The organism is Desulfitobacterium elongatum (assembly GCF_055378975.1).
The window spans coordinates 3,026,642-3,047,234 of sequence record NZ_AP038772.1 but is presented as its reverse complement, the minus strand read 5'-3'; the positions used below and the strand labels follow the sequence as shown (position 1 = coordinate 3,047,234).

General features: G+C 43.8%; 22 protein-coding genes and 1 other RNA gene. 16 read left to right on the top strand and 7 right to left on the bottom strand.

Annotated elements, in window-relative coordinates:
• Positions 1-127 precede the first annotated feature (127 nt).
• Positions 128-739: a DedA family protein gene (locus ACZ42W_RS14205; protein ID WP_464165997.1), complete on the top strand. Its 612-nt coding sequence runs from the start codon at positions 128-130 to the stop codon at positions 737-739.
• A gap of 92 nt (positions 740-831) precedes the next feature.
• Here the strand turns inward: ACZ42W_RS14205 and ACZ42W_RS14200 are convergent, their stop codons facing one another.
• Genes ACZ42W_RS14200 through ACZ42W_RS14185 form a run of 4 tightly spaced genes read right to left on the bottom strand, consistent with a single transcriptional unit; the run spans position 832 to position 3,805 of the window.
• Positions 832-1,269, bottom strand: coding sequence for a Fur family transcriptional regulator (locus ACZ42W_RS14200; RefSeq protein WP_464165996.1), 438 nt, complete (start codon positions 1,267-1,269; stop codon positions 832-834).
• 18 nt (positions 1,270-1,287) lie between these two features.
• A complete protein-coding gene (locus ACZ42W_RS14195) occupies positions 1,288-2,133 on the bottom strand; it encodes a metal ABC transporter permease (protein ID WP_464171020.1) in 846 nt (281 codons plus the stop codon).
• Positions 2,133-2,879, bottom strand: coding sequence for a metal ABC transporter ATP-binding protein (locus tag ACZ42W_RS14190; protein ID WP_464165995.1), 747 nt, complete (start codon positions 2,877-2,879; stop codon positions 2,133-2,135). Before ACZ42W_RS14190 ends, ACZ42W_RS14195 begins: the two co-directional genes overlap by 1 nt.
• Positions 2,880-2,899: 20 nt before the next feature.
• Positions 2,900-3,805, bottom strand: coding sequence for a metal ABC transporter substrate-binding protein (locus ACZ42W_RS14185; protein WP_464165994.1), 906 nt, complete (start codon positions 3,803-3,805; stop codon positions 2,900-2,902).
• 206 nt (positions 3,806-4,011) lie between these two features.
• On the opposite strand from ACZ42W_RS14185, the gene ACZ42W_RS14180 reads away from it, so the two are divergent.
• From ACZ42W_RS14180 to lgt, 8 genes are all read left to right on the top strand, one after another.
• Positions 4,012-4,479 carry a peptidylprolyl isomerase gene (locus tag ACZ42W_RS14180; protein WP_464171018.1) on the top strand — a complete coding sequence of 156 codons (468 nt, stop codon included), beginning with the start codon at positions 4,012-4,014 and terminating at the stop codon, positions 4,477-4,479.
• Positions 4,480-4,558: 79 nt separating this feature from the next.
• The gene (locus ACZ42W_RS14175) at positions 4,559-5,449 is read left to right on the top strand and encodes a LysR substrate-binding domain-containing protein (protein ID WP_464165993.1); all 891 of its coding nucleotides are present in this window, start codon (positions 4,559-4,561) and stop codon (positions 5,447-5,449) included.
• A 14-nt stretch (positions 5,450-5,463) separates the two neighbouring features.
• A complete protein-coding gene (locus tag ACZ42W_RS14170; RefSeq protein WP_464165992.1) occupies positions 5,464-6,429 on the top strand; it encodes a DnaA/Hda family protein in 966 nt (321 codons plus the stop codon).
• 104 nt (positions 6,430-6,533) lie between these two features.
• Entirely contained in the window at positions 6,534-7,448 is a 915-nt protein-coding gene (gene pfkA, locus ACZ42W_RS14165; RefSeq protein ID WP_464171016.1) for a 6-phosphofructokinase, read from the top strand.
• A gap of 92 nt (positions 7,449-7,540) precedes the next feature.
• Positions 7,541-7,678 (top strand): hypothetical protein, encoded by a 138-nt coding sequence (locus tag ACZ42W_RS14160; RefSeq protein ID WP_464165991.1) that lies wholly within the window; start codon positions 7,541-7,543, stop codon positions 7,676-7,678.
• A gap of 166 nt (positions 7,679-7,844) precedes the next feature.
• On the top strand, positions 7,845-9,962 hold the full coding sequence (locus tag ACZ42W_RS14155; protein WP_464171015.1) for a cell division FtsA domain-containing protein: 2,118 nt from the start codon (positions 7,845-7,847) through the stop codon (positions 9,960-9,962).
• A 203-nt stretch (positions 9,963-10,165) separates the two neighbouring features.
• A complete protein-coding gene (locus tag ACZ42W_RS14150; RefSeq protein WP_464165990.1) occupies positions 10,166-10,366 on the top strand; it encodes a hypothetical protein in 201 nt (66 codons plus the stop codon).
• Between the two features lie 92 nt (positions 10,367-10,458).
• The gene (lgt, locus tag ACZ42W_RS14145) at positions 10,459-11,277 is read left to right on the top strand and encodes a prolipoprotein diacylglyceryl transferase (RefSeq protein WP_464165989.1); all 819 of its coding nucleotides are present in this window, start codon (positions 10,459-10,461) and stop codon (positions 11,275-11,277) included.
• A 158-nt stretch (positions 11,278-11,435) separates the two neighbouring features.
• Here the strand turns inward: lgt and ACZ42W_RS14140 are convergent, their stop codons facing one another.
• Together ACZ42W_RS14140 and ACZ42W_RS14135 are read right to left on the bottom strand one after the other, a co-directional pair.
• On the bottom strand, positions 11,436-11,903 hold the full coding sequence (locus tag ACZ42W_RS14140; protein WP_464165988.1) for an FmdE family protein: 468 nt from the start codon (positions 11,901-11,903) through the stop codon (positions 11,436-11,438).
• A gap of 193 nt (positions 11,904-12,096) precedes the next feature.
• Positions 12,097-12,465 carry a TIGR04086 family membrane protein gene (locus tag ACZ42W_RS14135; RefSeq protein WP_464165987.1) on the bottom strand — a complete coding sequence of 123 codons (369 nt, stop codon included), beginning with the start codon at positions 12,463-12,465 and terminating at the stop codon, positions 12,097-12,099.
• 159 nt (positions 12,466-12,624) lie between these two features.
• Here ACZ42W_RS14135 and panB point away from each other — a divergent pair, with 159 nt between their 5' ends.
• From panB to ACZ42W_RS14115, 4 genes are all read left to right on the top strand, one after another.
• Positions 12,625-13,461, top strand: coding sequence for a 3-methyl-2-oxobutanoate hydroxymethyltransferase (gene panB / locus ACZ42W_RS14130; RefSeq protein WP_464165986.1), 837 nt, complete (start codon positions 12,625-12,627; stop codon positions 13,459-13,461).
• A 113-nt stretch (positions 13,462-13,574) separates the two neighbouring features.
• A complete protein-coding gene (locus ACZ42W_RS14125; protein ID WP_464165985.1) occupies positions 13,575-14,030 on the top strand; it encodes an IclR family transcriptional regulator in 456 nt (151 codons plus the stop codon).
• 75 nt (positions 14,031-14,105) lie between these two features.
• A non-coding RNA gene (gene ssrS, locus ACZ42W_RS14120) (6S RNA) lies at positions 14,106-14,288 on the top strand.
• Positions 14,289-14,327: 39 nt separating this feature from the next.
• The gene (locus ACZ42W_RS14115) at positions 14,328-15,002 is read left to right on the top strand and encodes a histidine phosphatase family protein (protein WP_464165984.1); all 675 of its coding nucleotides are present in this window, start codon (positions 14,328-14,330) and stop codon (positions 15,000-15,002) included.
• 28 nt (positions 15,003-15,030) lie between these two features.
• Here the strand turns inward: ACZ42W_RS14115 and ACZ42W_RS14110 are convergent, their stop codons facing one another.
• Positions 15,031-16,059 carry a phospholipase D-like domain-containing protein gene (locus tag ACZ42W_RS14110; RefSeq protein WP_464165983.1) on the bottom strand — a complete coding sequence of 343 codons (1,029 nt, stop codon included), beginning with the start codon at positions 16,057-16,059 and terminating at the stop codon, positions 15,031-15,033.
• A gap of 149 nt (positions 16,060-16,208) precedes the next feature.
• Between ACZ42W_RS14110 and ACZ42W_RS14105 the strand changes: the two genes are divergently transcribed.
• The 3 genes from ACZ42W_RS14105 to ACZ42W_RS14095 all read left to right on the top strand — a co-directional run bounded on the left by ACZ42W_RS14105 (position 16,209) and on the right by ACZ42W_RS14095 (position 20,557).
• Positions 16,209-18,518, top strand: a complete 2,310-nt coding sequence (locus ACZ42W_RS14105) for a M28 family metallopeptidase (protein WP_464165982.1) — start codon at positions 16,209-16,211, stop codon at positions 18,516-18,518.
• A gap of 66 nt (positions 18,519-18,584) precedes the next feature.
• Entirely contained in the window at positions 18,585-18,827 is a 243-nt protein-coding gene (locus ACZ42W_RS14100) for a YkuS family protein (RefSeq protein WP_464171014.1), read from the top strand.
• Between the two features lie 452 nt (positions 18,828-19,279).
• Positions 19,280-20,557, top strand: a complete 1,278-nt coding sequence (locus ACZ42W_RS14095; RefSeq protein ID WP_464165981.1) for a class I SAM-dependent rRNA methyltransferase — start codon at positions 19,280-19,282, stop codon at positions 20,555-20,557.
• Positions 20,558-20,593: the final 36 nt, after the last annotated feature.

The following is a 20,593-nucleotide window of genomic DNA, read 5'->3' as shown; positions in this document are numbered from 1 at the left end:
AGATTAATAGTGAAAGGCAGTTGCAAAGTAAGTTCTCTTGGGCCATAACACGGTTGCAACTGCCTTTCCTATGTAATCTTGATTGTTAGCTTGATTGAAAAGAACAAAGAGATAGGGGGGCGCAGTAGTGCTAGAAGCTTTGCTCACTCAACTAGGACAATTTGTTATGCAGCTGATATCCAGCATGGGTTATTTTGGAGTGTTTCTCGCGATGGCGATAGAAAGTGCCTGTATCCCGTTGCCAAGTGAGATTATACTCCCATTCACGGGTTATTTGGTCTATCGGGGAGATTTTGAATTATGGCCGGCGACGATTGCCGCAACCCTTGGGAATCTTTTTGGAGCACTTGTAGCTTATTATATCGGGGTATGGGGAGGTCGCCCCTTGATCAAACGCTACGGGCATTATATCTTGATCAAAGAACGAGAATTGGCTTGGACAGAACGCTTATTTAGGCGTCATGGGGAAGTGACCGTACTCGTGGGACGCTTGTTGCCCATCGTTCGCACCTTTATTTCCCTGCCTGCAGGAATTGCTAAGATGAATCCTGTGAAGATGGCCATCTATACCGTTATCGGAGCCTTACCTTGGTGTATGTTTTTGATTATCGTTGGGGAAAAACTTGGCGAGAACTGGGATGCCTTGAAGCCTCTTTTTCATCGGATGGATTTAGTAGTTGGAGTAATTATTGTAGGTGGGATAGGCTATTGGTTCACGCACCGACGGCGAAGGAGATAATGATGGACCTCTTTTTCCTTGATGCCCGGTGGGTAATGAAATAGACTTCAGTGAGAATATCCCATTCTCTCTGAAGTCTATTTCTAGTTCCATTAATGATTCTGACAACGCGGACATACTCCGAAGAATCTTAACCAATGTTCCTCAATTTGAAACCCGCTGTCCATCTCGAGTTTCTGAGCTAACGTAGCGATCGGACAATCACCAGCCCATTCTTCAGTACGACCACATTGGGAACAAATCAGTTGGTGAGAATGATGAGGGTGGGAATGCTCAGTTTCGAGTCGGAATTTTTCTCCGCCAGTACTGAACTCTTCACTTTTTATCAGTCCCAAAGCTTTGAGCATGCCTAATACCCGGTATATTGAAGCTACCCCGATATGAATTTCTTCTTGCTCCAGGAGGTGATGGATATCATAGGCTCCTAGAAAATTAGAGTGTGAACACAAGATTCGAACGACATTCCTTCTAGCTGAAGTCAGTCGATGGCCATTTTGTTGTATAACTTGAAGTATTTCATCAGATTCCATGTTTTTCATCCCCTCTCGTTAGGATTTAACCCAGCCAATACTACGGCGTAAATTCGTGCGCCCAGGGGCTAGGAGGAAGCTAACTAAGAAGACGAAGGCAGCTGTAAGGGCAATACTTGCCCCAGAAGCCACATTGAAATAATAGGAAAGGTAAAGACCGACGATCGCGCTCAATAACCCAAAAAGAACAGCCAGGAGGATTAATTTTTTTAGAGAATTCGTCCATTGGAAAGCAGAGGCTGCAGGAATAGTGAGAAGAGCGGTTACAAGGATGATTCCAACGGTCTGAGAGGCCACAACGACAGTGACTGCGATCATAGCTAGCATGGCATAGTGTAATCTTGCCCGAGGTAAGCCGGATACTTCAGCCATCTCAGGATCAAAAGCATAATACAGAAATTCTTTGTAGAACAAGGCAAGAATAACAAGGATAAAAAGGGTAGAGGCAACAATGATGACTAAGTCGGAGGACGTAATTGAGAGAACGGATCCAAAGAGGTAACCAGTTAAATCCGTCGTATAAAACTTCAAGGAGCTAATCAGAGCGATACCTAAAGCCATAGAGGTCGAGAAAAGAATCCCAATCGCGGTATCAAGACTGACCTTCGACTTTTCATGTAGTACTCCGATAACCATAGCGAGTCCAATCGTGTAGATGTTCCCTGCTAAGTAAAGATTCCAATGAAGCAGATAGCCGATAGCAAGACCACCTAAGGAGCCGTGGGCTAAGCCTTCACCGATGAATGCAAGGCGACGCAAGATGACGAAGGTGCCAATTAAGGCTGTGAGGATAGCTACGGATACGGTCCCGATAAAAGCCCGTTGCATGAAAGCATACTGTAAGGGATCGATTAAATAATGCATCACTTTATTACCCCCCCTAGATGGCTCCCCACAAACGTTCGCCCAAGAATATCAGGGGTCAAAACGTCTTCGGGAGGTCCAAAGGCGATTACGGTTTGGTTGAGGCAGAGAATCAAATCAAAATGATGGTATTCGAGCGCCGAAAGATCATGCGTCGTTGTAAGTACCGTGATTCCATCTCCATGAAGATCATCAAGCAGGTGATATATACTCTGCTGAGAGGGAATATCAAGGCCGGTCGCAGGCTCATCTAAGAGGAGAAGCTTCGACTCCGTGGCTAAAGCTCGAGCGATGAGCACCCTTTGTTGCTGGCCGCCGGAAAGTTGTCCGATCGGGCGATCTCTCAAATTGAGCATGTTGACTTTTCCTAGGGCGTATTCGACAAGGCGATGATCTTCGGAACTCGGGCGTTTAAACCAGCCTAAACGTCCTGTTCGCCCAAGAAGCACCACCTCATAGACCGAAATCGGGAAGTCTTTGTCCATGGATTTCAGTTGAGGAACATAGCCAAGTTGGACTTTTCGGCGCCAATCTCGGTTGGGAGGATTCTCAAAGACCTTAACGCTTCCCTTGGTGGGTTGGTTTAACCCCACGATACTTTTGATGAGAGTCGTTTTTCCTGAACCATTTGGCCCAATAATCCCAATGCAAGATCCACTTGAGATCTTTAGATTAATATCCCAGAGAATATCTCGTTCCCCGAGAGAAAAGGAAAAGGAATCGAATTCGATAGCAAGGGGTTGCATGTAAAACCTTCTTCACAAAATTATTTTAAAGCAGAGACTAAAGCATTTGTATTATACTTCATGACTTTGATATAAGAGTCCGTTTCTGCGGTATTTCCTAGAGTATCGTCATATAAGTCGTCAACGACTTTGGCCCCAGAATCACTGGCTAACTGATGAATAAGCTTGGGGTTAAAACCAACTTCTCCAAAAACGGCTTTCACCTTGTTTTGGCGGATCAACTGAAGGATTTCTGCATATTCCTTAGCGGAGGGTTCAGATTGTCCGCTATGAACGACTGGAGTCAGAACTGTAAGACCATAACGGTTAGCATAATATGACCAGGCATCATGAAACACAACAATCTTCCGGGATTCATCAGGAAGATTAAGGATTTGATCCTTTATCCACTGATCAAGCACTTTAAGCTCACCAAGATAGGCTTGTGCATTTTTCTCGAAGGTTACTTTGTCTTCCGGGTAGGTCTTAATCAAGGCATCTCGAATTTTCTCTACATAGACCTGTGCATTTTGAACATCAAGCCAGAGATGGGGATTTCCAAGTGAACCCGACTCCTGTCCGAGGATAGGTAAGCCTTCAGATAAGGTGACTGTGTGTAATGTAGGATTTCCGGCGTTCTTAATAAGTTTTTCGAGATAATATTCTTGCCCTACTCCGTTTTCAATGAAGAGCTTCGCATTGGCGACTTGCCTTACAGCTTCAGGTTTTGGTTCAAAATCATGGGGATCTGTACCAGGTGGGACTAAGTTAACGACTTGAACCTTATCTCCACCCACTTGCTTGATTAGATCAGCGAGTGGGGAAATACTCGTTAGAACTAACTTTTGATTAAGAGTGCTGGCTGGCTTTTCAACGGTGCAGCCACTTAAACCGAGAATCGCGATTAAAAGGGTAACCTTTAAGAGTCGAGAAAGTGTAGAATTCATAGGAGCCTCCTTATTGATACATTGTTTCAATAAGAAAGTGTATTACAGGAAGCTGCGAATGTCAAATTTGGAGTATATTTTTTTTTGGAAAGTGGTAAAGTAGGGCAATATTGGTTATAATCAGGAGAGAATTTATTTTTTAGGAGGACCTTGATGTGACGAATAATAATGAAGCAACTTCCAAAAACCCGATTGTAACCATTGAGATGGAGAATGGGAATAAAATCAAAGTAGAACTTTACCCCGAAGTAGCTCCAGAGACCGTGAAGAATTTCGTAACCTTAGTAGGTAAAGGGTTCTATGATGGAATCATCTTCCATAGAGTTATCCCTGGTTTCATGATTCAAGGCGGAGATCCGAAGGGAAATGGGACCGGTGGATGTGGCTACAGTATCAAAGGTGAATTTACATCCAATGGTTTTAAAAATGATTTGAAACATACTAAAGGGGTTATTTCTATGGCCCGTACGGCAGATCCTAATTCTGCGGGCTCCCAGTTCTTTCTCATGGCAGCAGATTCACCACATTTAGATGGCCAATATGCTTCCTTTGGACGGGTCATTGAAGGAATTGAAGAAGTGGATCGAATTGTTAATGTAAAACGGGATTATCGGGATAAACCCAATGAAGATCAACGTATGAAAACAGTTACCGTTGAACTTTTTGGGGAATAATAATAAAGCGTTTTTAACAGAAGGAATCGCTAAAAGAGGGACTCTAGGCCCCTCTTTTTTCTAATTGGAGGGACTTCGGATGGTGGATCTAATGCACCTTTTTGTTCAGGTGGTTGAAGAGAAAAGCTATACCAAAGTGGCACGGCATCTGGGAGTGAGCCAACCGGCTATTTCCAATCAAATGCGTGTTTTCGAGGAAAAACTCGGTGTAAAGCTCTTTCAAAGACAGGGCAAAAGTTTTACATTGACGCCTCAGGGAGATGCGGTCCTTAAATATTCGAAAAGGATTCTTGAGGAGTGGAACTCTTTACTCGAAGAACTCGATGAGAATGTAGTTGAATTGGGAGGCAGGATCCATATTGGAGCTTCGCATATCCCTGGGGAGTATCTATTGCCCGAGTATTTAAGTCGTATTCAGCAGCTACAATCCAAGATTACCTTTAAGATAACCATCGGGGATAGCTTGGAAATTGCAGATAAATTGCTTTCTCAAGAGGTGGATTTTGCAGTCGTCGGTTCAAATTTCCAGACGGAGAAGCTGGATTCTACGCATTGGATTAAAGATGATATTCAATGCGTTGTCCCAGAGGGACATCCCTTAACCCATTTGGAAAGGATACGCCCAGAGGATCTCTTAGCCTATCCTATGGTACTTCGAGAAGCCGGATCGGGTCATCGAAGAGCCATTGAGGATGCTTTTGCCAAGATAGGATATAATCTAGAGGATTTCAGGATAGGATTTGAGGCAGGGAGTGCAGAGACGGTTAAAAATGCTATTCGCGCTGGAATGGGCTATTCGTTTTTGTCGAAGAGTGCAATGTATTTATCTCCTGAAGGACTGGTCTCCTGTGATGTCGATGGGTTAAAGATCGAACGGGGCTTTTATCTTCTCACGCGACGCCAAAAGCCTTTCACGAAAGCTGCTCGCTATTGTTACGACTTCTTGGCGCAGAGCGGTAGGGATAAGTAGAAAGGTGGGTGAGTATGATTTGGGTTACCTCAAGTTTCAATCAGATTGCAGTAAATACCCTACAAACTTATGAACCTAAGCATGCTCCGTTCTTAACGCTTGTGTATGGTCCAGCTGGGGTGGGGAAGACGGAACTTCTTTGTTCCTGCTTTCTTCGGTTAAAAAAGCAACATCGAGTAATCTACATCGATGCCCTTGATTTCTCGAGAAGCTATGCCTTCGCCGCACAGGAAGGTACATTGACTCAGTTTCGGGAGAGGCTTCGTTCAACATCCGTTTTGATATTCGATCATCTGGAGAAACTAAAAGGAAAAGTACGAAGTATTGAGGAATTCTTACATACCTATGAGACCCTCTTCGAACAGGGAGCAAGGCTGATCGTTGGCTTCCGGGGTAATATCTCAGAACTGGATTTTCTTGGAGAGAAGCTCACTTCCCGCCTGCTCGGTGGCTTAGCGATACCCATCAATTCCCCTATGAAATCTGAAATGTATCATTATCTCAGTCGATATTCACAATCGCGCTACTTAATTCTAGAGGAGAAGGTACTAGAAGAGATTTCATCTCGAGTGGGGAATTTCCGTGAAGCTCAAGAATTCCTTCAGGGCTTCACACGGTATGCTGAAAAAATCGATGAGGCCTTGGATGCAAGTGCCTTAGCTCGGTTTGTAGCCTTGAAGGTGAAAGAGAGTGACCATCTTCCTACCCCCGATAATATCGTTCGAAAAGTTGCGGAATTAACGGAGGTCGAACCGGCACAAATCTATGGAGATCAGCGGATGACAAGAATCCGCGAGGCGCGACAACTTGCAATCTACGCTATAAGGATGCTTTCCCAGCTTTCTTATCCAGAGATTGGTCGTTACTTCAATAAGGCGCATAGTTCGATCATAAAATCATGCCAGCAATTTCCAAATCAAATGAAGGAAAATCCAGCCTGGGAAGAGAAGTTGAATTTACTGCTTCAGTACTTTCGCTAAAAGATAGTGAATTCAGAAAAGGGAGTGATACTTTGGCACCTGATACTTTGGCACCTAAAGTACGAAACATTGCATTACTAACAAGTGGAGGAGATGCACCCGGAATGAACGCAGCGATTCGCGCGGTCGTTCGGAAGGGGATCTATCACGGCTTGAAAGTATATGGCATTCAAAAAGGGTATGAAGGGCTCATTCATGGAGAGTTTAGCGAAATGAATTTAGGCACTGTCGCTGACATCGTCCATCGGGGCGGGACGATGCTGATGACTGCCCGCTCAAAAGAAATGATGACTCCTGAAGGGCAAAAAATTGCCGCCGATCAATTGCGTTACCGTGAAATAGATGCCTTGATTGTCATCGGAGGGGATGGATCTTTCCGAGGGGCACAGACACTTTCTGCTCAGGGAATTTCCATCGTCGGGATACCTGCAACAATCGATAATGATATTCCAGGCACAGAATTAACCATTGGTTTTGACACTGCTGTCAATACTGTGGTGGAGTCAGTCAGCAAAATTCGCGATACAGCGACCTCTCATGAACGAACCTTCTTAGTTGAGGTTATGGGACGGGAATGTGGCAGTATCGCACTCCAGGCTGGACTCGCTTGTGGAGCAGAATCTATACTTGTACCGGAAATTTCGTTTGATATAGAGGACGTGATCTCAAAGCTTGAACGGGGTCATCAGCGGGGGAAGAATCATAGCATTATTATCGTCGCTGAAGGTGCAACAAGCGCTTGGAATCTTGGGGAAGAACTTCGCAAGAGAACCGGTTTCGAGACACGAGTTACGATCTTGGGTCATATCCAACGTGGAGGGAATCCTAGCGCTGTGGATGCGGTCCTTGGATCTGCCATGGGTGGCAAAGCGGTTGAAATCCTTTGTGAGGGAGAATCTGATCGGATGACGGCCTATGTCAGACAGGAAGTGATTTCCTTGCCATTAGAAGTCGCATATGGAGAACGTAAACCCTTTAATTTGGCTCTCTATGAATTAGCCAATCAATTGGCGATTTAGCTACTTAATCTTTCTATCCCGCTTACGCAGCATATCTGAGGAGAAAAGGGGAGTGGGGTCGAGCAAATACGTGTATGGAAAGGAGAGCTATTATGAAAGATGGACCCAAAGATGAGAAGAAGGATCCCTATGAGGAAGCGGAGCATGACACTCCAGATTATGTGCCAAAGCCTGACGAAGTGGATGAAGTGGAATGCGAAGATCTTGATGTGGATAAAGACGCAGATTAGGAGTTTGGAAAATGTGATTGAGATTGTTCGGGTCAATGTAATTTAAGCGTTTGGATAAATTCCAGACGTTTTTTATTTTATTGTAAGAAGCGAGGGCATTTTCGTTTACAATGTCCTCAGAGAAGGATTTCTGTTGGATAAGGTCGAATTCTTGATCTATGGGGTGATGTGCGTGGAACGGGTGTTTGCCTTAGATATTGGAACACGACTTGTAATGGGTTTAATTATGGAAAAAACTCAAGAAGGTTATCAAATTGTAGCAAGTGCGCGTACAGAGCATCGTCAAAGAGCTATGTATGATGGACAGGTTCATGATATCGATGAGGTCGCTCATGCAGTAGAACGAATTAAAGAAGAGCTTGAGCAAAAGACCGAAGAAAAGCTACGCTTCGTTTCTGTGGCTGCTGCTGGGAGAGCGTTAAAAACAGCGGTTGCAAGTGCCAAGCAAAGCGAGACCGTTCCTGTAATCTGGGAGCGGGAAAGTATTCTCGCGCTTGAGATGGAAGCGGTTCAACAGGCCCTTCGTGAAGTTCAGTCAGAGGAAGCCGAAACGACCTACCACTGTGTGGGGTATAGTACCATCGAAACCTGTTTAGAAGGTCAAAATCTAACAAGCTTGATCGGTCAACGCGGCAAGGAGGCTCAGGTCAAAGTTATCGCTACCTTCCTGCCGCGAACGGTCATCGATGGATTAACCGGAGTGATATCCCTTGTGGGTCTCGAGATGAGAGATTTGACGCTGGAGCCTATCGCAGCAGGGCAGGCGGCTATTCCACCCGATATGCGCCGAATGAATTTGGCCTTAGTGGATGTGGGTGCAGGAACGGCGGATATTGCCCTGACCCGTGATGGATCCTTCTTTGCTTACGGGATGGTCCCGATGGCGGGAGATGAGATTACTGAGCGAATTTGCCAACACTATCTTGTGGATTTTCAAACGGGAGAAAAGCTAAAACGCAGCCTTGGTAGTAAAGCAAAGCTCAGTTTCACGGATTTCTTAGGAATGAAAACTTCAGTTACGCGGGATGAGGTTTATGAACTCATCAAACCTGTGGTTCTGGAGTTGGCAGATAAAATTGCTCAAGAAATTTTAAGATTGAACCAAGGTGTCCCCCATGCGGTTATTCTTATCGGGGGTGGAAGTTTAACTCCTTTGCTTCCAGAATGCATCTCGGATATCTTAGGGCTCCATAGAAACCGAGTGGGTATTCAGATTCGTGAACGCTTAAATGGTATATCAGGAGAGAAATCAGTGAAAGGCCCAGAGGCCATCACCCCGATAGGAATCGGGATGTCGGCAATTGAAGGAGAAGGGTTACATTATTTCTCGGTCAAGGTGAATACGCTTCAGGTGCCAATTTTTGAGTTGCAATTAGCAACTGTATCTGATGCCTTGCTCGCTTCAGGAATTTCACCGCGTCTTTTAGTAGGGCGCCCAGGTGCTGCGTTAACGTATGAGATCGATGGAGATATTAATATCGTTAAAGGCGGTTTTGGCAAACCTGCTCAATTCCTTCTCAATGGTGAAGAAGTGAGCTTAGATCAGGAACTTCATCCTGGAGACGAAATTCAGTTCTCTCCAGCTGTTGATGGGGAGAAGGCACACATAACCTTTGAAGAATTCATTCCCTCAGAGCAGGGAAAGGAAATTTGGGTTAATCGTCAAAGGGTAGTCTTTGAATCCGAAATTCATTGTAACGGGGTCAAAGTGGAGAGAGAATCAGAGGTCCCAGATGGTTGTAAGATTATGCTCAGGCTGAACCATACCCTAAAGGATCTACTGTGTTTTCTGAATATCCCACCCACAACGCTTAAGGAGATTAGGCTTAAGATTGATGGGAAAGAACAGGTTTACCCTGCAGAGCGGGAAATCCTCGTTAATCAACAAATGGCGATTCTCGATTTAAGCCTTAAAGAGGGCGATGAGGTCATTATTCGAGAAAGTGAACTTTGCGTCAAGGATTTAGATCTCAGGGCACAGCCGCTGCTTTTCCACGTGAATGGTCGTGAAATAATTTATCCCCCGCAGACACTTAGAATTTCCTCTCGGGGAAAATTCTTATCAGGAGATGAAAAGGTAGAGGATGGGATGGAATTACTGGTCGAGGGTTATGAGCGCATGCCAATGCTCTCCGATCTTCTTCCCTACTCGCATATCTCGCAAGAAATGACCTCGGGATCGAGGTTATCGTTACGAAGGAATAATCAAGACGCAGAGTTCACGACACTTCTCCATCCAGGAGACCGAATAGAAATTGAGTGGAGAAAAGTCGAAGACAAATAAAAAAAACCCCATCGTCGATGGGGAATGGGCTCTCGCCCGGGTGGAAAAGGGTAGAGGAGTGTTTGAACTCAGTATACGGCGCTTCGAAGGTCATTGTCAGTAAAAAGAACGCCAATGGTAGAAAATGAAGTGTGAGTGGTTGATTTTGTCCTCTTGACATTCTGCTAATTGGCCATAAAATAGTATTGGAGGTGTCATAAAATATGTTATTCCAATGGTTAGTTGCTATTATTGCAATTGTTGCGCTCCTTTTTATCGTAGTATCTGATTTCTGGGTAGGTAAGTCCAAACACTCCACCTATTTTAAGCGCGTCCAAACGCCGACAGGTAAAGGTGAGCGGGCTGCTAATATCCCTGATTCTTCCAAGCATGATAGCTTCTATTCGAAGCTGAATACCCGTTAAGGTCCTTATCAAGATGTGTGGAAAGGCTTGATGAAATCATCAAGCCTTTTAGCATATTAAAATCTGGGAATTTTTAGGAGGCATTAGGTCGCATGCACCAATATTGGTTTTTTATCGGAAATTTTCCGATTCGCGCTTATGGAACCCTGTTTGCATTAGCCTTTATTCTCGGGGTCGGAGTGACAGTCTATATCGCAAAAGTAGAAGGCAAATCCAAATATATTGACCCGATACTCGATTTAGCACCTCTGCTACTCCTTGGAGGGATCCTTGGAGCTCGATTCTGGCAGGTCTTTTTTTTCGAATGGGGCTTTTACCGAGAGAATCCGGGAGAAATCATCGCAATCTGGCATGGTGGATTGTCGATTCAAGGTGGCGTCGTCGGCGCACTTATCGTCGGAGGAATCTATGTCTGGAAAAAGAAGCTTCCTTTTTGGACCCTTGCTGATTTAATGACGCCGGGATTGATCCTCGCCCAAAGTATTGGCCGGGATGCTAATCTTATGAATGGAGACGCCTTCGGGGGACCCACCGGAGGAGATTTTGGGATCTTATATCCTTTAGGGACAATTGCCCGAGATACCTTTGGGGATCAGCCTTTGTGGCCAGCTGAAGTCTGGGAAGGCCAATTCGATGTGATTCTCTTTGCGCTCCTATTGATTATGAAGATAAAGAAATGGCCATCGGGTGTGGTTTTCCTTACTTATGTCGCCGGATATAATGGGGCGCGATTCTTCCTGGAGAAGTTAAGGGGAGATAGTACTCGATACTTATTCAATTGGACAGCGGCAGAATGGAGCAGCGCAGTTTCGGTACTTATCGCAGTGGTTCTCATCGTTTGGCGATTTTACCGAGCGAAGAAGGGCGAAGATGAGCTCGGGGTAGAGGCTGAAGCTAAAGAAGTTAAGTAGGCTTCACTTCGCGTGATATGCAGTACCTCAAATTCTATGAATATAGGTTTTTCCTAGGTGTAGAAAACAAAAAGCAAGCAGATTTAAAATTAAATCTGCTTGTTTTATTGTTTTTCGCCATAAGAAAAACTATATTCTTGGATCTCAAGCTAAAAGACTTAAACCTTTTGAAGCTGCCCCGGAATTCGCTCCATTTCGCAAAAGTCGGCTTCCTCTAATGTCAGTATATATTGAACCCCTTCAAGCATCTTATTCTGTTTTTCGCGAGGACTAAGGTTCTCAGAGCTGTTCTCTGATTTGAACGTTGTAAGTCGCTCAAGAACTTTAGGACCTATCGTAAATTGCAGAATTTCTTCAGTACCCGTAAAGTGGAATTGATAAACGTGTTTATGCGCTTCTTCGATGATCAAAGCCCGGCGGCCAATCGTTGCGCGGTTAAGGACTTGAATCGCATCGACAGCACAGGATTGTGTATACGCTTTAACCAGACATTCGGAATCAGGAGTAGGACGAATCCCCATTTCTCGTAGGGCAAGTTGAGCGATGCGATAACCTAAAGCGATACCTGGGCAAGTATGGCCATGAAAGTCTATGACCAGCTCCCAAGGGGTCTTTTCGACACACATAGAATTTTCCTCCCCATCTATCTATCTTTCTTTCTTACCTTATTCTAGCTCTTTAGAGAGGAAATTAAAAGAAGATTCAGAAGGAGTTCATGAAAATGGGAGCTATTAGAGTTTTTCATAAGGCTAAGACATAGGGCGAAAAAATGAAATCTCCTTGGGCTTACCCAAAGAAGATTCAATCATTGTCGATCCACTATCTCTTAACAACGACTCCTATGATACCGCCGATCCCTCCGGAGATCAGTGAGATGATGGCCTTTTCTCCAAATAAGATCCAAGAAGGAGAACCAGGAGTGAGGATAGCAAAGATCAAGAGCAAGAAAAGAATAAACCCGAAACCAATAGCCAGACCGTAAAATAGCCCCTTCATTCCGGCTTGATAGGCCGTCAAAGCTGCTCCTAAGAATACACTGACTCCGAAGATGATATTGAGAGTCATATCAGATTCAGGGAGACGAGTAAAGGATAGAAGCAAACTGAAGAGAAATGAGAGAATGAGGGCGATTGCTGCTGCTATTAAAATCCCTTTAATAACTAAACTTAAGTGAAAGGATTTGGGCATCCTGCATACCTCCTTTGACTATTAGACTCTATGCATTTAGGCAGTAGAGTATTCCGTAATTTTGCTAAGTCCTGGTTCGTGGTATAATAATCCAAAAGGCCATGAACATCACGCAAACATAAGGCTTAACGAAATAAGATGAGTAGGAGGCTATTTTAAGTGAAGAAGTTGGTTCCGGATTTTTTGAAGATGAAGCAAGCTAATGAAAAAATAACCGTGTTAACCGCTTATGATTACCCAGCCGCGAGATGGGTTGAAGAGTCTGGACTTGATATGATTCTAGTTGGAGATTCCTTAGGTATGGTGGTACTGGGATACGAATCTACTGTTCCAGTAACCATGGAGGATATGATTCATCATGCTAAGGCCGTTCGACGTGGAGCTGCAAATACGTTTATCGTTGTGGATATGCCGTTCATGAGTTACCCGACGGTTGAACTTGCCCTCAAAAATGCGGGGAGACTTATACAAGAAGGCGGAGCAGATGCTGTAAAACTTGAGGGAGGGGAACATTTTGCTCCTATAGTTGAAGCGCTCGTCCAGGCGGGAGTGCCTGTTGTTGGCCACATTGGTCTCACTCCTCAGACAGCGACCCAACTGGGGGGCTTCAAGGTTCAAGGTCGAGATTTAGAAAGCGCCCGGAAATTGATGCAGGATGCTCGAGCCTTGGAGAAGGCAGGCGCCTTTGCTTTAACTCTCGAAGCAATTCCTGCTGAAGTTGCTCAACGAATTTCTACCGATATTTCTATTCCGACGATTGGGATAGGTGCCGGAGCAGACTGTGATGGACAAGTTCTTGTTTTTCATGATTTATTAGGAATGTTCGATCGTTTCAAGCCTAAATTCGTGAAGACCTATGCGAACTTAAGAGAACCTGCTATAGATGCCATTAAAATGTATATCTCTGAAGTTAAGGAAGGTAAATTCCCGAAAAACGAGGAGCATACCTTCTCTATTTCAGAAGAAGTTGTTGAAAAGCTCTATGGAAAAGGATAACAGGAAAGTTTAGTGCAACTTCAACTTTAAAATGTGGATTATTTATAAAATGCTGTCTATAATATAGGTGAGGTTTATTGTTTTAAGCCCAAACTTACTGTGGAGATGGTATTTTGACGTTAAGAGACAAAACTAATCAAAAGTTTAAGGATTTTTTTGTAAAGACTTTTAAAATGTACGGAGGGCAAGAGTTCGAACTTGCCTTTTCTGAAATCCAACGGGAGACAGGGGCAGCTAATATTACAATGAAGCGAGCACTTGAATCCTTAGTGGCAGAGGGATGGCTAGAGGTTAAACCAGGTCGAAATTCTCGTTATGGCAGGTTTTCAGTTATTTCTAAGGACATTAAGGAATTAATTCCAGAAAATGTCGTACCAGCTGCAGAAGAAAAGCCGAGCCAGCTACTTCCAACCCAAAGTGATTCAGAACAAGTTAATCTTAATGCTCAAATTTATGAATTAGAAACTATCGTTGAGAGCCTTCGCAGAAGACTCCGTACTCAGGAAATGACGATAGCACTCCTGCAGGATCGTATCGCGGAGATCGAGGATAAGCTCTATAAAAAGTAAAGAAACTTGAGTTATCAGGTAAATTTTCCAGTGGTTTCTACGAGAATTTTTTGAGGTTTGGTGTTATAATAAATTCATAGCCTGCGTTGTTCGTGAAATATCTTGGTTTTGATCCTATTTATGACCCGGGAACTGTAGTGATTAGCCTAGTACGTCATGCCCTCCGATAAGGATAGGGAAGGCGGAACATTTAATCTAGGTACCCACCTGCGAGAGCAGGGTCAGAAACCTGGAGTTTTACGGCAAGGCGGGGATGGTAGGGAGCGATCCCTACCATTGTTTTTAAGGAGGAGTAAAGTGACACGACTCATCTTAACCCGACATGGAGAAACACTTTGGAATATTGAAGGACGCGTTCAGGGAGCCATGGATTCGCCTCTCACGGAAAAAGGCATTTTACAAGCACGTGTACTAGGAAAGCGTGTGCAGGGTGAAGGAATTACGCGTATTTATTCCAGCGACTTACCGCGTGCCATCCAAACAGCCGAGGAAGTGAGAAGAGAACTCGGCTTGGGCGAGATTTACCTCAGCTCAGCGCTTCGCGAATTATCTTTCGGAGAATGGGAAGGTAAAGCATGGTGGGATCTGAGGAATCTCTATCCTGAGCTTTTTGAAGTCTGGGATAAGGGCCCCGATCAGGTTCAAATTCCCGGGGGAGAAAGTATGTTGGAGGTCACAAACCGATCCTGGGGATTCATCCAGGAACTCCTAAAAAATTATCCAGGGGAAACTATCTTTGTGGTAACCCATGGAATGACGCTTCAACTTCTCGTTAAGAAGGCACTAGGATTTCCCGTGGAACAGTGGGAGAATGTACCTTGGCAATACAATACTTCAGTGAATATCTTTGATATTTCCGAGGAGGGTGAGTTTATTCCGGTTCTTATTGCAGATCATGCTCATTTGGCAGACGAAACGATAAAGCCTTCCTCAGGTTTCATTAAAACAGAAGAAGCCAGCACAGGAAATTAATCCTGGCTGGCTTTTACTTTGCGTAAGTTCAAGGGGTAGTGGAGCTACTTTGCCAGTCCTGGTCAAAGCGCTTAATGAGCTCTAGGGTAGCCTCCGGTGCTGGAACCGTAAGTGACAGTTCATGGTTCATGACAAAGGATTTATAGCCCCAGCCTGAACTGCTCGAGATAAAGGTGCCACCATCGAAAATTCCTACATTCAATTCAAGTGGTTTATTCGTGGGAAGTTTAAAGTAACGAAGCTGAATCCCTGAAGCTTTTAGTTTCTCAATAGTTTCAGGCCAATTCGCTGGCATGATTCCAGGGTCGAGAATGATACGTACATCTCGTCCCTTATTAGCTGCATCAATAAAAGCTTGAATCATATCCTGATCGGTGACTTGAGAGACGATCGCCCAGACGCTTTTCTGACTACCCGCTATTTGCTCGATCAATTGTTGCTTCACATTGGCGTTGGTAGCAAGCAGAATATTGTCCTCGGGAAGATCCGTTGTTTTTGGGATATCAAGTGAAAGAGTCGTCGTAAATTGCCAATCACGATTGAAGATACCCGCTAATTTCCACACGGATTTGCCTGTTAATAAGACAGACATAGTGTGTGCCTCGAATCCTCCAGCTGTCCAAGGAGAAGAGTAAATAAGGGCTTGAGTCATGTCCACAATCAGGAATTTAGCTTCATTTGTTTGCCCCTTACGAGCCGGATAATACTGTACCGAAATATTTTTGCTTTTGAGTTGATTCAATGTGGCTTGATTTGGAGTCTCAAACTGGTCAAGCAAGACCCGGACTTCAACTCCAGCAGCTGCCTTTTGAACCACTAAATTCATAAGGCTTTCATCAGAAAAAATGGTTTGTTCAATAAATATTGATTTCTTGGCAGAGGATAGGAGCGCTTCAGTTTTTTGATGGATAGTTCCCCCATCAAAATCGAGTGCACTTGCGGATAGATTGGAGACGGGGGCTTCTTTTTCTTTCACAAAGAGCTTCTTCAAATCGACAGAGCATCCCGTCGTAAAAAGGGAAAGAATTATTAATAAAGCGAAAAACCGTTTAAACATAAGCTTTTCGACTCCTAAGTTTAGATTTCAATTAAGTTCGGCTTTATTATACCATAAATGCGTCTTGTTAAAAAATCTCTTAGGTATAGAAAGATCGCTTTCCTCATAAACATTTTCAAGCACAGAAATGAAAAAGGGGAACGGTCTTGATGATGAGAAGGAGATATCAAACGGTCTTAATGGTTTTATTCCTTTTCGTATTCTGTTCGAATCCGTATCCAGTTTGGGCCCAAGACACTCAAAGTGTCGTTCCTGCAATCGCCAAGGATTCTTTGGGTGAATTTTCCGCCGAAAAGGCTTATGAGCATATTCTTCAATTATCCCAGAAAATCGGTCCTAGACCCGCTGGGAGTAAAAATGAGCTCAAAGCGGCCCAATATCTACATTACATTCTTGAACAAAATGGATGGAAGGTGCGGGAACAACCCTTTAGTAAAATCGTAGTCAATTCCAATCCTCTCCAAACCGAAAATCGGATTCAAGTCATTAATAGCCAAAATATTATCGCAGAATTACCAGGGAAACAAACCGATACTATCCTGCTCGGTGCACATTATGATACAGCCAATCTGTCTGCTCCGGGGGCAGTTGACAATGCGTCAGGTGTTGGAGTCTTGCTGGAGTTAGCGAGAATGCTAGGACAAACTCAGCACCAGGAAACCTATCAAATTGTTTTTTTTGGAGCAGAGGAATCCGGACTCGTAGGATCAAGTTATTATGCTGCCCAAAGTGACCTTTCCGCAATCCGCTGGATGTTAAATCTTGATATGGTTGGGACGCCCTTGGAGATTGACATAGCAGGCAAAAAATCTGCACCACCTGAGTTGGTACGGCAAATTGTGCAAGTTGCACGAAGCGAAGGAATTCCTTTTCATGTAAGTCGAGATTTTATGGTGATGACTCGAGAGGGCGTTCAAGGGGGAAATAGTGATTTTAGTCCCTTCTTAGATCAGGGAATCCCAGCGGTTGGCCTGGGTATTTCAGGGCGTGCTGGTGGGTATTTTCATCGTCCAGAGGATCAAATAGAACAAGTTACCCTCCAGAAGTTAGAGAGCATCGGACAGCTTATTCCTAAGTTGATAAGCACGGTGCAAATCCCTGGAACTGGGCAGCGGACTTGGGATTCATTATATCTACCCTTTCAATTCGGTTCCTTTGTCTTCATTTTACCTACGCTAGCTTTAAGAGCATTATTCATCTTGATTATTTTCTTCACTGGATTCACGATAGTCCGTGGTGTAAGGCAGAAGGAAGACTCAAGAAAAGGGAATTTAAGAGAATATTTGAGCCTTGGGATTGGAATCCCCATTGCTGCCTTCGTGGTAAGCTTTCTCAGTGGAACGGGAGAATTTATTTGGCAACACCTTAAAGGGAAAGACATTCTCTGGAATGCTTATCCTGGGATTTTTTTAGCCTTAAGAATTTTCCTGGCTTTATGCATTCTAGTATTAGTCTGTATAGGCTTGTCGAGATGTCCCAGACCCAGATCAAGAAACCTCTCTTGGCTTATCGGAACAGGACTTCTTCTTTTGATGAGCGTTATACTAGGACTTTATCGTATCGATTTAGCCTTCCCGTTTCTCTTTTGGTTACTCTGCTTTAATCTATTGTATTACTTCCCAAGTTTGTTTCTCGTGTTTCTAGGGCCATACTTTATCTATAAAGCACATTGGGAACTCCTTAATTCACAGCAGTGGGCGAGCTTTTATGAGACAGTACATCTCTATCCACTTCTTTTTATTGTTCTGTATGCCTTATTTTTGGTTCCTTCCTTTTTAGCCGGCCTTTTCATCCTTGAGAAGAGACGTTGGCCTTGGATGAAGATCCTTCGTCGCTTGCAAATCCCTGCTCTTATAGGACTCTTATGCATCTTACTCGGCATGGGTCTACTTCCAAACTACACTAAAAGCTATCCTCAACCTGTCACTGTTCGTAAAGAGTGGTCGGAAAACCAAGCGGCGAAAATTAAGATTATAGGTACGGATACTCTGCCGAAGCCCTTGCTTAAAGGATTTAATCTCACTACGGGGAAGAGTATTGAGATTGATGTACCACCTGGAAAACCCCCGATGCAAATGGAAGTAGCAATCTCTGAAGCAGGAGAAGGGGTAAGAAAGCTAGGCTTCTCCATGAATTATTTACGTGAACCTTACCTATTACGTATCAAACTTGAAAGTCAGAAACCTTTTCAAATCTCACAGATGGATGAATTTTTACCCATCTCTAAGCTTCCTCGTAAAATAAAGCTTGAAGGAAAAGAACGTAATGGAAAGTATTCCTTAATCTTAGAACGTACTCCTCCCCATAAATCAAAAATACAATGGGGTATTGCGGCGAGCGGCTCGGTCACATGCACCGTTGAGACTCTTTTTGCAGATGAAGCCCCGGGAATGATTATTCAAAATCCGCAAGTCTCTCCAAATTATGAAGAAATATATCAGGTGAATTTTGACTTTTAAAGTGGTAAATTTCGTTAGGGATAGGATATGTAAGAGTAGAAAAACTAATGAAAGAGGAGGTTGATGATAGTGTATAAAAAAATAGCTGTAGAAGATGGCCTGACGAATGTCGTCCAAGAGTTGCATACCGCAGGATTTCAAACCATGCCCTTAGAAGATGAAAAACTATATAATGTCAGGGCCGTGGTCGTTAAAGGAGATGGTACGGATATCTTGGCCTCTGAAGCGAAATTTCATTGTCCAGTCATTCATGCCTCAGGGCGAAGTGCAGAAGAGGTTGTCGAGGTGTTAAGAGATCGCCTGTCCTAACTCTTGCTAAAATTACGAGAATATGGACCTTTCCTGGAATCGCCTTCTTTATTGAAGGTGGTTCTTTTTATGTGACCGAAAGGTATTGATTCCATATAATGGATGAGGAACATCTTTTCTTATATTCTTCTTGACTATTTTATGGAAGGAGCGATGAGAATGGCTTTTGGGCTCATTCCTTTTGGCCTCGGCTTAGGATTAGGGTTTGGCCTGGGTGCGTTAACCCCATATAGAGCTTATCCTTATTATGGTTATCCCCCTCCACCGCCCTATGCTTACCCTTACGGTTACCCCTATTGGTATTAATATTCAAGAAAGGAAAGCGAAAAGCTTTCCTTTCTTGGATATTCACGGTATATTTTAAAGAGCAAAGTTTAACGCTACTAGGGTGAAGCGCAAGGAATGAAAGAGACTTTAAAGCATACCTGTGTTAAGGAAAGTAGGGACTTAGATTGACAGAGAACAAAGTTGTTTTAGTACAGAATCGTCGCAAAAGGCTTGAACAAGGACATCCTTGGATTTATAAAAGTGAGATTCTCAAGATCGAAGGAGAAGTCAATTCGGAGCAGGATGTAGTTCAAGTGCTTAATCACGTTGGACATTTTCTCGCTTTAGGATTTTATAATCCAAATTCTCAGATTGCTGTTCGAATCGTTTCCTATAAGCAGGAGGAGATAGATCAAGAATGGTTCTTGAAACGCGTTCGCATGGCCTGGGAAAGACGCCAATGGCTCCTCCCTGAAGCGTCTTCCTGTCGCATCATTCATGGCGAAGCGGATTTTCTGCCAGGTGTTATCGTCGATAAGTACGAGGATGTCTTGGTCGTTCAACTTCTCGCTCTTGGGATGGATAAACGAAAAGAATGGTTATTCGGAGCACTAGAAACGGTATTTAATCCTCGGGGAATATACGAACGCAGTGATGTATCAGTAAGAGTATTGGAAGGACTTGAGCAAAGGGCAGGATTTGTCGGGAAAGAATTTGATACCTCCGTAACCATCAAAGAAAATGATCTGAAGATAACAGTAGACGTTGCCGAAGGGCAGAAAACAGGATATTTCTTTGACCAACGTGAAAATCGAGCGTCTCTAAAGCCTTTGATGAAGGGGTGGGGCGCAAAACGAGGAATAGAGTTAAGGGAAGGAATTCCCTATGATCAAAAAGGTAAGGAAATAAAGAATCCGTTTTGGGACGGGGCGGAAGTCCTTGATTGTTTTTCCCATACCGGTTCCTTCATGCTCCATGCCTGCTCCTATGGAGCGAAGAAAGTAACAAGTGTCGATATCTCGGATAAAGCCATTGAAATGGCACGACATAATGCCTTGCAGAATGGATTTTTGCATCGTACAGAATTTGTGCAAGCCAATGTCTTCGATTACTTAAGGGAACAAGTTAAAGAAAATAAATCCTGGGATGTTGTTATTTTGGATCCTCCTGCCTTTACAAAGAATCGGAAAGCCTTAGAGGGCGCGCTGAGAGGATATAAAGAGATCAATTTACAAGGCTTAAAGCTTGTACGAGAAGGTGGAATCCTTGTTACCGCTTCCTGCTCCTATCATTTAAGCTCTGAGAAATTTTTAGAGACCGTACAGAACGCAGCGATTGATGCTAAGAAAGTGCTCAGACTCATTGAGTTTCGTCGGGCAGGAGTCGATCATCCGGTTTTATTAGGTAGCTCGGAAACCGATTATCTTAAGTTTGCCATTTTCGAAGTATTTGATCGCGGTTAATACCATGGATTGACTATGCAAACTCATAAGTTTAGA